This is a genomic window from Mesorhizobium tianshanense (genome assembly GCF_007830515.1).
Lineage (GTDB): Bacteria > Pseudomonadota > Alphaproteobacteria > Rhizobiales > Rhizobiaceae > Mesorhizobium > Mesorhizobium tianshanense.
The window spans coordinates 32,213-45,143 of record NZ_VLKT01000029.1 but is presented as its reverse complement, the minus strand read 5'-3'; the positions used below and the strand labels follow the sequence as shown (position 1 = coordinate 45,143).

The 12,931-nt window shown below is 62.5% G+C and carries 15 protein-coding genes; 6 read left to right on the top strand and 9 right to left on the bottom strand.

Annotated elements, in window-relative coordinates; genetic code table 11:
* Positions 1-75 precede the first annotated feature (75 nt).
* Positions 76-843: a YbaY family lipoprotein gene (locus IQ26_RS22200; protein ID WP_145720481.1), complete on the bottom strand. Its 768-nt coding sequence runs from the start codon at positions 841-843 to the stop codon at positions 76-78.
* A gap of 374 nt (positions 844-1,217) precedes the next feature.
* Between IQ26_RS22200 and IQ26_RS22195 the strand changes: the two genes are divergently transcribed.
* The 4 genes from IQ26_RS22195 to IQ26_RS22180 are packed head-to-tail and all read left to right on the top strand — an operon-like array spanning position 1,218 to position 3,802.
* Entirely contained in the window at positions 1,218-1,541 is a 324-nt protein-coding gene (locus tag IQ26_RS22195) for a BufA1 family periplasmic bufferin-type metallophore (RefSeq protein WP_162458041.1), read from the top strand.
* A 44-nt stretch (positions 1,542-1,585) separates the two neighbouring features.
* Complete coding sequence (bufB, locus tag IQ26_RS22190) at positions 1,586-2,515, top strand: MNIO family bufferin maturase (protein WP_145720480.1); 930 nt, start codon at positions 1,586-1,588, stop codon at positions 2,513-2,515.
* Positions 2,502-3,302, top strand: a complete 801-nt coding sequence (locus IQ26_RS22185) for an HvfC/BufC N-terminal domain-containing protein (protein WP_145720479.1) — start codon at positions 2,502-2,504, stop codon at positions 3,300-3,302. Before bufB ends, IQ26_RS22185 begins: the two co-directional genes overlap by 14 nt.
* A gap of 2 nt (positions 3,303-3,304) precedes the next feature.
* Positions 3,305-3,802 (top strand): DoxX family protein, encoded by a 498-nt coding sequence (locus IQ26_RS22180; protein WP_145720478.1) that lies wholly within the window; start codon positions 3,305-3,307, stop codon positions 3,800-3,802.
* An 80-nt stretch (positions 3,803-3,882) separates the two neighbouring features.
* On the opposite strand, the gene IQ26_RS22175 is transcribed toward IQ26_RS22180, so the two are convergent.
* From IQ26_RS22175 to IQ26_RS22155, 5 genes are all read right to left on the bottom strand, one after another.
* Complete coding sequence (locus tag IQ26_RS22175; RefSeq protein ID WP_145720477.1) at positions 3,883-4,371, bottom strand: molybdenum cofactor biosynthesis protein MoaE; 489 nt, start codon at positions 4,369-4,371, stop codon at positions 3,883-3,885.
* A 1-nt stretch (position 4,372) separates the two neighbouring features.
* Complete coding sequence (moaD, locus tag IQ26_RS22170; RefSeq protein WP_065008951.1) at positions 4,373-4,630, bottom strand: molybdopterin converting factor subunit 1; 258 nt, start codon at positions 4,628-4,630, stop codon at positions 4,373-4,375.
* 1 nt (position 4,631) lies between these two features.
* A complete protein-coding gene (gene pgsA / locus IQ26_RS22165; RefSeq protein ID WP_145720476.1) occupies positions 4,632-5,228 on the bottom strand; it encodes a CDP-diacylglycerol--glycerol-3-phosphate 3-phosphatidyltransferase in 597 nt (198 codons plus the stop codon).
* A 99-nt stretch (positions 5,229-5,327) separates the two neighbouring features.
* Positions 5,328-7,418 carry an excinuclease ABC subunit UvrC gene (uvrC, locus tag IQ26_RS22160; protein WP_145720475.1) on the bottom strand — a complete coding sequence of 697 codons (2,091 nt, stop codon included), beginning with the start codon at positions 7,416-7,418 and terminating at the stop codon, positions 5,328-5,330.
* Positions 7,415-8,191 (bottom strand): SDR family oxidoreductase, encoded by a 777-nt coding sequence (locus tag IQ26_RS22155; RefSeq protein ID WP_145720474.1) that lies wholly within the window; start codon positions 8,189-8,191, stop codon positions 7,415-7,417. The genes uvrC and IQ26_RS22155 overlap by 4 nt, the downstream gene beginning before the upstream one ends.
* Before the next feature lie 410 nt (positions 8,192-8,601).
* On the opposite strand from IQ26_RS22155, the gene IQ26_RS22150 reads away from it, so the two are divergent.
* Positions 8,602-9,258 carry an outer membrane protein gene (locus IQ26_RS22150; protein WP_145720473.1) on the top strand — a complete coding sequence of 219 codons (657 nt, stop codon included), beginning with the start codon at positions 8,602-8,604 and terminating at the stop codon, positions 9,256-9,258.
* 87 nt (positions 9,259-9,345) lie between these two features.
* Here the strand turns inward: IQ26_RS22150 and IQ26_RS22145 are convergent, their stop codons facing one another.
* The 3 genes from IQ26_RS22145 to IQ26_RS22135 all read right to left on the bottom strand — a co-directional run bounded on the left by IQ26_RS22145 (position 9,346) and on the right by IQ26_RS22135 (position 12,056).
* Positions 9,346-9,942 carry a glutathione S-transferase family protein gene (locus IQ26_RS22145; protein ID WP_145720472.1) on the bottom strand — a complete coding sequence of 199 codons (597 nt, stop codon included), beginning with the start codon at positions 9,940-9,942 and terminating at the stop codon, positions 9,346-9,348.
* Between the two features lie 441 nt (positions 9,943-10,383).
* The gene (locus tag IQ26_RS22140; RefSeq protein WP_145720471.1) at positions 10,384-10,953 is read right to left on the bottom strand and encodes a histone; all 570 of its coding nucleotides are present in this window, start codon (positions 10,951-10,953) and stop codon (positions 10,384-10,386) included.
* A gap of 569 nt (positions 10,954-11,522) precedes the next feature.
* Complete coding sequence (locus IQ26_RS22135; protein WP_145720470.1) at positions 11,523-12,056, bottom strand: DinB family protein; 534 nt, start codon at positions 12,054-12,056, stop codon at positions 11,523-11,525.
* Positions 12,057-12,139: 83 nt separating this feature from the next.
* On the opposite strand from IQ26_RS22135, the gene IQ26_RS22130 reads away from it, so the two are divergent.
* Entirely contained in the window at positions 12,140-12,769 is a 630-nt protein-coding gene (locus IQ26_RS22130; protein WP_322791139.1) for a TetR/AcrR family transcriptional regulator, read from the top strand.
* Positions 12,770-12,931: the final 162 nt, after the last annotated feature.

Sequence of the window (12,931 nt, the reverse complement as noted above, 5' to 3'; positions counted from 1 at the left end):
GATCCGGCAGCGGGCGCCGGCGCGATAACCCAAACCGCGCTTGATCCTCAAAAAGCCGAAACCGGTTTTGAGCGATCAGCTCGCGGCGTTGAAGCGCAGGATGACGCGGTCGTCCTTGTCGGCGATAACAAGCTTGCCGGCGTCGACATGGTAAGTCGCCGCCTTGGCCAGCGCCTCGAACAGCGCCTTTTCCTCGGCCATGATCTCGGGCGCGCAGGCCTTGAAGGTCGAACCGATGTCAGAGATGGCGATCGTCGAACCATCGACTTTGGCGGTGGCGAAGTAGACGTTGCAAGGGCCGCTGCCGCCGGCCTTGCCGGCCTCGTTGATCCTGAACGTCGCCTGCGGCTCGGCGATCACACCAATGCCGTCGATATACTCGATCAGCCAGCTCTGCCCGAACACCGGGGCCGCTGCCGGCTTCTCGCTCGACGTCACCATCTTCAGCATGATGGTCTGCGGCGCGTCGCTCAGCGGATCGACCTGGTGGCGCGTGTTGGAGATGAACAACAGCCTGTCGTCGACGGTGATGCGCGCCTGCAGCGCATAGGTCATATCAGGCCGGATCACCTGGGGATCGAAGCTGATCTCGAACTTGATCGGCACCTGGCCGGCCGGCGCCACCTTGCGCTCGCCGACGACAGCGGCCGGCGCGTCGGCCAGCGAGACATCGGCAAGCTGCACGGAAAGCACGGCGTTGGGCGGCAGTGCGATGCGCTCGCGATACATCACCTCGCCCTTCAGGGTCTTCTCGGCAGCGACGGACAACTCAGGCACCACCAGCATACCAACGACAAGCGGCACGACACCGAAGATTAAGAACTCGGCGATCCTGTCCAGCATGATCCTGCTCCCTAGAGCGTGTTCCATCCCGACGAATCGGGATGGGGCTCTATCTCTTTGTTTAAGCATGATCTTTTTCCGAAAACCGGATTCCACTTTTCGAGATCATGCTCTGGCGCACCAAACTGGCCAGAAGGTCTCGCAGGATTGCGGTGGTTCCGTGACACACGCACTATTCGCACGGCGGTGCCTTCCAGCGGCTTGCGGCCTTGTTGGCCTCCTTGGCGTGACCGGCAAAATTCTGCTGAAGCCAAGCATCAGTCGATCACGAAGTCGTGTTCCCAAACAGATGTAACACAGGGAACCTCCGGGCCGAACTGACCAATGCGCGCTTGAGGAATGGCGCGCTCAACAACCCAATCGGAGATGAAATCATGTCAACGAGATCAACCGTGAGCGCGGCCTTTCTGGCCGGCGCCGTTGCCACGGCTCTTGCTTCTTTTGCGACGGCCGCGCCGCTGACCGAGGCAGAGGCCAAGGCGGCAATGGATGCCGGCAAGGAGAAGTGCTTCGGCGTCGCCATGAAGGGGCAGAACGACTGCGCGGCAGGACCTGGCACGACCTGCCAAGGCACATCGACTGTCGATTACCAGGGCAACGCCTGGAAGTTTGTCGACGGTGGCACCTGCACGACGATGGAACTGCCGGAAGGCCGCAAGGGATCCTCCTCGGCGCTGACGCGCGATATCCCATCGTAAGACAAGCACCGTAAGACAGGCACAGCCGGAAAGCGGAGACGAAGATGAACGGACTGGCCATTCACCCAGCATCCCGCATGTCGAAAACCTCGCGCTTTCCGGCGCACCCGGTCGCCGGCCTTGCCGGCACCAGTTTCAAGCATGAACATCTACACGCGATCCTCGGCGACGACCCAAAGGACGGTTTCTTCGAGGTCCACGCCGAAAACTACATGGGCGCCGGTGGCCCGCCGCACGATGCGCTGACCAAGATCCGCCGCGACTATCCCGTTTCACTGCACGGGGTTTGCATGTCGATCGGCGGATCGCGGCCGCTCGACAAAGCGCATCTCGGTCGTTTCAAGGCGCTCGTCGACCGTTATGAGCCGGCGCTCGTCTCCGAGCATCTCGCCTGGTCGACCCACGACACCACCTATTACAACGACCTGCTTCCTCTGCCCTATACGCAGGCAACGGTTTCGCGCGTGGCGGATCACATCGACGAAGTGCAGGGGACGATCGGCCGCCCGATCCTGCTCGAGAACCCCTCGACCTACGTCCTTTTCCCGGAATCGACGATGAGCGAGACAGATTTCATCCGCGAGCTGGTGCGGCGTACCGGTTGCGGCTTGCTGCTCGACGTCAACAACGTCTTCATTTCGGCCACCAATCACCGCTATTCAGCCCTTTCCTACCTCGCGGATTTCCCGCTCGATCATGTCGGCGAAATCCATCTGGCCGGGCACGCCGAGCAGGAGGATGACGAGGGCGATCTGCTGCTGATCGACAGCCATGACGGCCCGGTCGCCGACGCGGTCTGGAAGCTCTTCGATATCGTCATCGGCCGATGCGGGCCGCTCCCGACGCTGATCGAATGGGACAGCGACATTCCCGACTGGCCGGTGCTCAAGGCGGAGGCCGCCGCCGCCCAGGCGATCCTCGACCACCATGCCGGCAGCTATTACATCTCCGGAAAAGCCCATGCCGCGGGATGAGCTCCAGTCGGGCGATCCCGGCCGCCGGTTTGACTATGCCGCGGCATTCACCGCCGGTTTGCTCGATCCTGACCGTGCCCCGCCCGACGCCGTCTCTGGGCCGAACGGGAAGGCTGCGGTCAAGCGATATGCCGTCTACCGCAACAACGTCACGGTCAGCCTGATCGATGCGCTGGCCGCCAGCTTTCCGGCGACGCTGCGCATCACCGGCCCGGACTTCTTTCGCGCGATGGCGCGCTTTCATGTTCGCGAAACACCACCGACCTCGCCGCTTCTGTTCGAATATGGCCGCGACTTTGCCGATTTCATCGAGCGCTACGAATACGCGAAGTCGATGCCGTGGCTGGCCGACGTGGCGCGCATGGAGCGTGCCTGGCTCGATGCCTATCATGCCGCCGACGCGGAACCATTGGCTTCCGGAGCACTGGCGTCGATCCCGCCCGAACGACTGGCAGATACTGTGTTCGTGCCGCATCCGGCAACGCGCGCCATACGCTCGCTCTATCCGGTCGCGACGATCTTTGCGGCCAACCGGAGCGACGGCCCTGTCGGGCGGATCGAGGCGGGCGGCCCTGAAGATGCGCTGGTCACGCGGCCCGGCCTCGAAGTCGTTGTTCGTCATCTGCCGCCCGGCGGCGCGGCTTTTCTGGATCGCCTCATGGCGGGCGAGCTGCTCGGCGCGGCGGCCACGGCAGCATTTGCCGAGCGTGCCGAATTCGACCTTTCCGCCAACATTGCCGGCCTGCTGCAAGCAGGCGCCTTCACAGCGGCACACCAGGGAGAGTGAGCATGACGAACCATGGGCGGAACGCGAGCACCGAGCCGCGAGGTGTCGCCACCCTTGCCGAAAGGGTGAATGCCGCGCTGCGCACGATTGCCACACCATCGCTGACGCAGCTTGTCCTGCGCTGCGCGCTCGCCGTCCCGTTCTGGCGGTCTGGCATCAACAAATGGGACGGTTTTCTGCAGTTGAATGACGTCGCCGTGCTGCTTTTCAGCTCGGAGTTCAAGCTGCATCTGCCCGGCGGCCCTTACGACTTTCCCGCACCTGGGCTGGTGGCGTTCGCCTCAGGGTCGGCGGAAATCCTGCTGCCAATTCTCCTCGTTCTCGGCCTGGCGACACGACTGGCGGCATTCGGGATGCTCCTGATGACGTTGGTCATACAGCTCACCGTGCCGGACGGCTGGCCGCTGCACATCACCTGGGCGGCGATGGCGCTTGGCATCATGGCGTGGGGACCCGGCCGGATTGCGCTCGATCACTGGATCGGCACTGACAAGGGCTGAGCCAATCCACCTCTTCCGCGTCCGTATTGCCATCAGGTGAAAGTTGCCATTCGGCAAACCTCTGGCGGTGATACCAAGCATCAATTTCGTTTCGGCGCGGCCTGCTTCCAGCGGCTTGCGGCCTCGTCGTCGGCCTCCTTGGCCTCGACCCAGCCACCCTCGGAGCCGTCGGTATGGTGTTCCTTCTTCCAGAACGGCGCGCGCGATTTCAGATAATCCATCAGGAAGTTCGCCGCCTCGAACGCCGCCTGCCGGTGCGCGGAGGCCGCGACCACCAGCACGATGTTCTCGCCGGGTGCGATCCTGCCGTGGCGATGGATGGCGGCGAGCCCCTGCAGCGGCCAGCGGCGAACCGCCTCGGCGGCGATGCGGCCGATCTCGGCCTCGGCCATGCCAGGATAGTGTTCGAGTTCGAGTGCCGCGAGCCTGCCCGCCTCGTCGCGGCAGAGACCAGAGAACGTCACCACGGCGCCGATGTCGGCGCGGCCTTGCGTCATCCTGGCGATCTCGGCGGCGACATCGAAATCCTCCGCCTGGATGCGCACCGTCGGCACCACCGCGGCCGGCATTTCAGCCACCCGTCATCGGCGGGAACAGCGCGATCTCGCGCGCACCGGCGATCTTCTCACGGTGCTCTACATGTTCCTGGTTGATGGCGACGCGGATCACATCGGGATATTGCAGCGCGTGCTCGTATTCCTCGCCACGCGATTTCAGCCAGCGCAGCAGGTCGGCCACGGTCTCGATGCCGGCGGGCAGCTCGACATCCTCTTGCGGCTTGCCGATCCGCTCGCGCACCCAGGCGAAATAAATGAGCCTCGTCGACATCCTACTCGTCCATGATGTGCTTGAGGCCGGCGCGGAAATAGTCGTAGCCGGTGTAGAGCGTGACCAAGGCGGCGATCCACAACAGCACCAGCCCCGTCTGCGTGGTCAACGGGAATATCTTGTCGCCGGCAGGGCCTGCGAGCAGGAAGGCGATGGCGACCATCTGGATGGTGGTCTTCCACTTTGCCAGTTGCGTCACCGGCACCGAGACTTTCAGCGCCGCCAGATATTCGCGCAGGCCCGAAACCAGGATTTCGCGGCACAGGATGATGATCGCCGCCCACAGCGACCAGCCGGCGATGCCGGCGTGGCGGTCGGTGTCGGCGGCAAGCAGCAGCAGGCACGTGGCGACCAGCAGCTTGTCGGCGATCGGGTCGAGCATCTTGCCGATGTTGGAGGTCTGCTGCCAGGCGCGCGCCAGATAGCCGTCGAAATAATCGGTGATCGAGGCGAGCAGGAAAATGACCAGCGCCGACCAGCGGGCGAAGTCACTCGACTTCAGATGTCCTTCGAGAAAAAAACACAGCACAACCAGCGGCACCGCGAGAATACGGGCGTAGGTGAGCATGTTGGGCAGGTTGAACGCGCGCTGGGCCATATTTTTGGAAACTCTCTCTGCCTGCGTACTCAAATCAGAAGCGAATGTGGGGGGTCAACAGGCGATAGTCGATGGACCAACCGAAAATAGCCGAATCCATCAGCTCTCGTGAAAATGGTTGTAGACGAGTTTGGCGACCTGCTCGGAAATGCCGTCGACCTTGACCAAATCCTCGATCGCGGCGCGGCTGACCGCCTTGGCGGTACCGAAATGCATGAGCAGCGCGCGCTTGCGGCCGGGGCCGATGCCGCTGATCTCGTCGAGCGGACTCTTGACCATCTCCTTCTTGCGGCGGGCGCGGTGCGATCCGATGGCGAAGCGGTGGACCTCGTCGCGCAGCCGCTGGACGAAGTAGAGCACCGGATCGCGAACGGGAAGCGAAAACGAGTCCCTGCCCCTCACGAAGAAGCGTTCGCGGCCGGCGTCGCGGTCCTGGCCCTTGGCGATGCCGATCGCCACCACACGATCCTCGATGCCGAGATCGGCGAGTATTTTTCGCACCGCCGTCATCTGGCCCTGGCCGCCGTCGATGAGGATGACGTCTGGCCAGGCCGGGAAGCTGCCGGTGTCCTCGATATCGTCGCCCTGTTCGGCCAGGGTCGTGTCGTCCGCCAGCTCTCCACTTTGCGGCACGCCGCCGTGTTCCTTCAGCAGCCGCGAAAAACGCCGCTCCATCACCTCGCGCATCATGCCGAAATCGTCTCCCGGCGTGATCTCGGTCGAGCGGATGTTGAATTTCCGGTACTGGTTCTTCACGAAACCTTCCGGCCCGGCGACGACCATGGCGCCGACGGCGTTGGTGCCCATGATGTGGGAGTTGTCGTAGACCTCGATGCGCACCGGGGGCTTGTTCAGGCCGAAGGTCTCGGCGAAGCCGGCGAGCAGCCGCCCTTGCGTCGAGGTCTCGGCCAGCCGGCGGCCGAGCGCCTCGCGGGCATTCTGAAGTGCGTTGTCGGTCAGGTCCTTCTTCTCGCCGCGCTGCGGCACCGAGATCGACACCTTGCGGCCCGCGCGGGTGGAGAGAGCCTCCGCCAGCAATTCCTGATCCTCGACGCCATGCGACAACAGGATGGCGCGCGGCGTCGGCTTGTCGTCATAGAACTGCGCCAGGAACGAGCCCAGCACTTCCGATCCCTCCAGCGCCGGGTCGGCTTTGGGGAAATAGGCGCGGTTGCCCCAGTTCTGGCCGGTGCGGAAGAAGAACACCTGGATGCAGACCTGGCCGCCTTCCTGATGGATGGCGAAGACATCGGCCTCGTCGACCGTCTGCGGGTTGATGCCCTGGTGGCTCTGCACATGCGACAGCGCCGCCAGCCGGTCGCGATAGATCGCGGCCCGCTCGAAATCGAGGTTTTCCGACGCCAGTTGCATGGCGGCGGAGATTTCCGTCTTCACCTTCTGACTGCGGCCGGAGAGGAAATCCTTCGCCTCGGCGACCAGCTCGGCATAGTCGCCATGCGAGATTTCGCCCGTGCACGGGCCGGCGCAGCGCTTGATCTGGAACAGCAGGCAAGGCCGGGTGCGGTTCTCGTAGAAGGAGTTGGTGCAGCTCCTTAGCAGGAATGCGCGCTGCAGCGAATTGATGGTGCGGCCGACGGCGCCGGCCGAGGCGAAGGGGCCGAAATAGTCGCCCTTGCGCGAGCGCGCGCCGCGATGCTTGTAGATGCCGGGCGAGACATGGTCGCCGGTCAGCAGGATATAGGGGAACGACTTGTCGTCCCGCATCAGCACATTGAATCGCGGCCGCAAGCGCTTGATAAGGTTGGCTTCCAGCAGCAGCGCTTCGATCTCGGTGCGGGTGACGACGAATTCCATCGTCGCCGTCTCGCGCACCATGCGGCCGATGCGGCTGGTGTGGAAACGGCCTTGCGCGTAGTTGGTCACGCGCTTCTTCAGGCTGCGCGCCTTGCCGACATAGAGCACGTCGCCGGCGGCATTCATCATGCGGTAGACGCCAGGCGCGTTGGGCAGCCGCTTGACCAGCGTCTGGATGACTTCGGCGCCGACCATGCCGTCGGCATCGCCGGCATGCGGCGCCCAGTCGATGGCGGTGAAGGCGACGTCCTGGCCACCGGAATCGGGACCTGAAGGTTCGACGAACTCCTCCGCCGCCTCGTCCTCGAGGTCGATATCGGGGGGCAGGTCGTCGGCGGCGCCGCTTCGTTTGTGTTTCTGGTCCATGGAACTCATTCCACCATGCCTGTCACATCCGGCGTCTGCCATGCAAGGTGCTGGCCGCCGTCGAGCGCGATCATCTGGCCGGTGACCGAACGCGCACCCCAGAGATAGCGGATGGTGGCGCCGAATTCAGGCAATTCCGGGCCGCGCTTCAGGATCAGGCCGTCGACCTGCGCGGCAAAATCGCTGTCGTCCTGGCGCGCGCTCTTCAGCGTCGGCCCTGGACCGATGGCGTTGACGCGAATGCGAGGTCCCAACGCCTGCGCCATCATCTGCGTCTGCGTCCACAATGTCGATTTCGACAGCGCATAGGAGAAATAGCGGGGCGTCGGGCGCCAGACGCGCTGGTCGATCATATTGACGATCAGCCCTTCCCGGCCTTCCGGCAGCGCACAGGCGAATCCTTGCGCCAAAAGTGCCGGCGCCTTCACATGGACGGCGAAGTGACGGTCCCATGCAAGCCAGTCGAAGTCCTGAACCGTATCGTCCACGAACAGCGAGGCGTTGTTGACCAGCAGCGTAACTGGTCCGAGCGCGGCCTGAGCGCGGCCGACCAGGTCGCCGACTGCAGCCATGTCGGTCAGGTCGGCGGCGATCACAGCGGCGCGGCCATCCTTGCCAAAATGGCCGCCGTTGATCCGCGCGGCCAACGCTTCCGCCTCGGCCCGCGATCGGTTGCAATGGATGGCGACGGCAAAACCGTTCGCGGCAAGATCCTCGACGATCGCCTTGCCGATCCGCTTTCCCCCGCCTGTCACCAGCGCCGTTCCAGCGGCCTTGCTCATCCTGTCAATCCTCAATGGGCCTCGATTTTCGGCCCGCCGGCAAAATATGGCCGGCCAAGCGTTAAATGCCGTTCGCACGTTGGGCAGCATTGTGGCAAAGCGGCCGGATCGGGTCTTTCGGCTCTGGCCGGGACTCGGCCCGCCAGACCGCAATATAGGGCGCTGGACCCCTTGCTCCAAGCGGTGTTCAGCGCAGCATGGAAAAGCCTCCTGACACCATCTGTTGCGCAGATGCAACGTCAAGGTTCGGCCTCATTCGCGCCAGGGAATGACCCAAGTTCAGGTTCGCTTCAGCCGCATTTTGACACGACATTTGGAACCGTTGAGCGCCAGACCCGTTTATCCCCCCGGCGGGTTGAGGGTGCTCGTAAAAAGCAAGCCTGTGCCTGTGGCTTAAGGAGTAAAGAACAATGCAAGCCAATCTTAAATTTGCGCGACCGCTGGCGGTGGCGTTCGGGCTCTTCGCCCTCGGCGGAACCGCCTATGCTGCTGACGTGATCCAGGAAGAGCCGCCGGCACCTGCCCCGATCGCCGAACTTCCGGTCGCGTCCTGGGCCGGTCCCTATGCCGGTGTGAGCGTCGGCTACGGCTTCAGCGGCCATGCCGATGCCGAGGATGTCGGCGTAGACGTCAGCACCGACGGATTCGTCGGTGGCCTCTTCGGCGGCTACCAGTGGCAGCAGGAGAACTTCGTCTACGGTGCTGAAGCCGACATCGGCTATAGCGGCATCGAAGGCGAAGATGCTGGCATCGAGGCCAAGGGCGGCGTCGAAGGCTCGCTGCGCGCCCGCCTCGGCTACGCCGTCACCCCGGAGATCCTGCTCTACGGCACCGCCGGCGGCGCGCTGAAGAACCAGAAGATTGAAAACCACAACACTGGTGTCAACGACGACAACACCATGCTCGGCTGGACGGCCGGCGTCGGCACCGACATCAAGATCACCGACAATGTGTTCGGCCGTGTCGAATACCGCTACACCGACTTCGGCGACAAGGACTTCGGCGATATTGGCAAGGTCAAGTCCACCGACAACCGCGTCACCTTCGGCGTCGGTATGAAGTTCTAAATCGTCCAAGCCACGACACGAAAAAGCCGGGCCTCGCGCCCGGCTTTTTTTGCGACCCCCTTCTCGGGGCTGGGTGCGTCAACCAGCTCACGCCGGAACGCAAGATTTCAGCTCTGGAAACTTCTCGTCGAAGCGCGCTGCCCAGCGGACCAGGCGGTTGCGGCCCTTTTCCCATTTTCCGGCAAAGCGCAGTGAGAGATAGCCAAGGCAGGCGCGCAGCGCTATCTGGCCGGCGGTGATCTTCTTCGGCAGTTTTGGCGGATTGGCGTTGAGCAGATCGAGCGCACCGGTGATCTTCGCCCACTGGCGGTCGAGCCACGGCTGGTAGACCATGTCTTCGGGGCGTGTGCGCCGCTCATAGACCATCGACAGCGCGCAGTCGCAGATGCCGTCGGCCAGCGCCTCAAGCACTTCGGCCTCGAGGCGCTTGTCGGGATTGCGCGGAAACAGCGCATTCTTCGACATGCGGTTGAGGTGCTGGGTAATGGCGCGGCTGTCGTGAATCGAGCGACCGTCATCGAGCACCAGAACCGGGATCTTGCCGAGTGGATTGGACGCGATCAGCTCGGCCGGCTTGTCTTCGGTTCTTACCGGCACAAGATCGACGGCGATGCCAGCATAAAGCGCAGCCATGCGCACCTTGGAACTGTAGGGGGACGTTGAAGCGTAGAGCAGTCTGAGCATGATCGGGTTCCTGATTTGCCGACTATAGCGCCACGCGTCCACTTGGACGTACAAAGGACGTTGCAGCACTCTGATCTTTGACGCGCGGCACTGTTGACTGGGCATGCCAGCATGATCAACAGCCACAAGCGGAAAAACCAGGCGCCACGGAGAACGACCGTCTCCGCCGCGATTTTGAGGCAAATGAGCGGAAAGGCAGCCGCAAGAGAATCCGAACAGGTCAGACAGATCCGAACCTGATCAACTCCGGCCTTGCACCGACGGTTTCCTTCCAGGTGCAAAGAAATATCCCACCGGACTTCGCCGTAACGGCGAAGTCCTGGGAGCTGCGAAAAGCTGTCTTCCCCTCCGCCTCTGTTCTTGCCCGAGCACCGCCCCTGCGAGCGAGGCACCCTGCCTCGACCGTTTTCGGCACTGTCCTCCGCGAGCGACGAGACGCGATTACTTCTTGGCCTTCGCCTTTGCGGGCGCTGCCTTCGGCTTGGCCGCCGGCGCTGCTTTCTTCACTGCTGTAGAAGACTTCGCTGCCGCCGCCTTCGCTGCCGGCTTCGCCGCGGCCTTTGCAGCCGGCTTCTTGGCAGGTGCTGCTTTCTTCGCTGCCGGTTTTGCCGCCGCTTTCGCGGCCGGCTTCTTGGCAGGTGCGGCTTTCTTCACTGCCGGTTTCGCCGCTTTCGCGGCCGGCTTCTTGGCCGGCGCTGCTTTCTTCGCTGCCGGTTTTGCCGCCGCTTTTGCGGCCGGCTTCTTGGCCGGCGCTGCTTTCTTCACTGCCGGTTTTGCCGCCGCTTTCGCGGCCGGCTTCTTGGCAGGTGCGGCTTTCTTCACTGCCGGTTTCGCCGCTTTCGCGGCCGGCTTCTTGGCCGGCGCTGCTTTTGCCTTGGTCGCGGCGGTCTTCGGGTTGGCAGCAGGTGCTGCTTTCTTCACAGCGGTTGCGACTTTCGCCGCCGCTGCTTTTACTGGTGTTTTCTTTGCCGGTGCCTTGGATGCCGGCGCTTTGGATGACTGCTTAGCCATGCGATGCCCCTTGCGTTGTGCCGACGGCCATTAGTGACCCGGCGTGTCATGCATATCTGACTCGCGCGTGTCTAGCCAGCGAAGCATTACAATGATTTTCGCAGCTTAAATTTTGGTTACGTCGAGCGCACGATCATGCAGATCGCCGCTGAAGTGCGCCGGAATCTTCGACCTCCGCGGTGAAATTCTGCTACGGAAACTCTCCGCGCTCTATCTTGGTCGATCTTGTCGGGAAGCGCAGGATCTTTTTTGGGCAGCCTCCACCACAGACATCGACTGCTGATCGCGAAGACCGTGAAGAGCTGCAACGCAGCTCGCTTCGTCTTGACCAACGCGGCGAACTACAGGCTCGGACAAAAGCAACACGACGCGCGCACCGCTGCATCATCTTGGAACGAAAGCGAGCTTTTAGCTCGTATTTTGCAAAGATCAGTATGTCGTTCTCGACGGCCGAGCTGACGTCGCGAAAATTTGGCATCCTCAGGCGGTCAGGCAAGGCCGAAAATTGATATCAGTTTTTGTTCCGCTGACCTTCGTGATCGGAAAGAAAAGCAATTTAATTCAACGATTTATAGCGGACTTTGCGCTGGCGACTCGACCTGCAGCCTGCGCGAAGGCTCGGCCTGATGGAGGTGGACAGCGAACGTGTCCCATGGCGGCATGAGCGAAAGCTGCGCCAGGATGCGCCCGACTTCGCCGCGATGATAGCCGCCATGAAGAACTACGTGCGTCAGCATTTCCTGTCGTGTCATGCGGCCCTTGTCGCCATCGGTGAAGGTGAAGGCGATGGGTTCGGAAAGGTGCGGCGGCGAGAGGATTTCGAGATAGTCCAAATACCAGCGATCGCTCGCCGCGACAGCCGCACACAAATCGCCGAGCGCTGGTGTTTCCTCGGTGTTGTCGGCGCTATAGCCATGGCTCTCGCCGACGAGATGCGCCGAAAATATCCGCGCCACCACATGGCAATGGCTGAGCAGTCGCATGACGGCATGCCGTTCGCTTTCGTGCAGGCGCGAGTCCAGGCTCCCGATTTTCTCCAGCAGTTCGTCATTGGCCCAGGCCTGATAGGCAAAGAGGCTGTGAAGCAAGGCCAAGGCACTCATGGATCTGTTTCCTTCCGGTTCGAAAAAATGTGAGTATGTTGTATATATTCTCGTTGTTTATATTTTCGTGGAGACGAACAAACGTGTCTACTCGCATTGCAAAATCGCGTCCGCGCATGCGCAAGCAGCCACGCCAGGCGCGCTCGATCGCGACAGTCGAAGCAATCATCGAAGCCGGTGCTCATATTCTGAGCGAGCTTGGGTGGGCCGGGTTCACCACCAACAAGGTGGCCGAGGTGGCCGGCGTCAGCATCGGCTCGCTCTATCAATATTTCCCCGACAAGCTCGCATTGGTCGAGGCGATCCGGCGCCGCCACTTCGATCATGTGCTGTTGGTCATCAGCGAAGCGGCAGCGGAGGAAAAGCCGCTCAAGCAATTCGCGCGCGAGCTGGTGCGCGGCATGATCGCGGCGCACAGCATCCACCCGATGCTGCACCAAGTGCTGCTCGACGAGGCGCCGGGCGATCGCGGCTCGCGGGCCGCCCATGCCGCGTTCCAGTCGCAATACCTCAATCATTATGCGACCGCCGTCGTCGCTTATCGCAAGCCGAGAAAGAGCGCCGACACAGAGATCGTGGCGCGCGTGCTATCATCGGCGGTCGAGGGCGTGATCCACAATGCGGCGCGAAGGGGCATGCTGGATGCACCAGAGCTGCAGAAGCAACTGGGCGGACTGATCTGCGCCTACCTGTCCGGCGTCAAAACGGTGTGAAGCTAGGCTCAGGACCCATTAATTCTGACCCGGTCGAACGGCTTCAATCGGCGCGCTTTGAACATGTTTTGTGAAAATTCCAAATGCGCTGCATGCCAAAAAGTGGACCTTGCCCCCTTGATCATCCAATTCCGTTTGCGACATCCGGCCAATCGGAACTTT